Annotated in this window: 1 protein-coding gene; it reads right to left on the reverse strand. The window is 58.7% G+C overall.

The features are described from left to right. Positions 1–325 (reverse strand): solute carrier family 23 protein (locus C487_RS04505; protein ID WP_006184501.1); only part of this gene is annotated, 325 nt, incomplete at its 3' end. Between the last annotated feature and the right edge of the window lie 201 nt (positions 326–526).

Below are 526 nucleotides of genomic sequence, written 5' to 3' on the forward strand. Positions count from 1 at the left end.
CCTGCCATGGGACGCCGAGCTCGACGACGACCGTGTACGCGAAAAAGGCGTTCAGCCCCATCCCGGGCGCGAGGCCGAACGGCCTGTTCGCCCAGAACGCCATCACGAAGATGGCGACCGCGGAGGAGAGGATGGTCGCGACGGTGATCATCTGTGTGATCTCGCCCGAATTGTAGCCCTCCAGTGTGATCGCCTCGCCGAGAATGGCCGGATTGACGACGATGATGTACGACATCGCCAGGAACGTCGTCAACCCCGCGATCGATTCCGTCTCGAGGTCGGTATCGTGTTCGTCGAAACCGAAGAACGCTGCGAGTGCCCCCATATTGGATGTCCGAGCATAACCACACCGATTAGTTAAGCGTTCTTGTCCGCATCGGGGCCATATATAACCACAATCGTGTATATGTGTGAGAGACGAACCGAACTCGAGTCCGCTCGAGCGCGTTCCGATCGCCTGGGGTTCGACGAGTGGCAGTGGTCGTGTTAACTTAAGCATGATTCCACCAGACGGCGTGGGCTTGGA

The organism is Natrinema pallidum DSM 3751 (assembly GCF_000337615.1).
Classification (GTDB): Archaea; Halobacteriota; Halobacteria; order Halobacteriales; family Natrialbaceae; genus Natrinema; species Natrinema pallidum.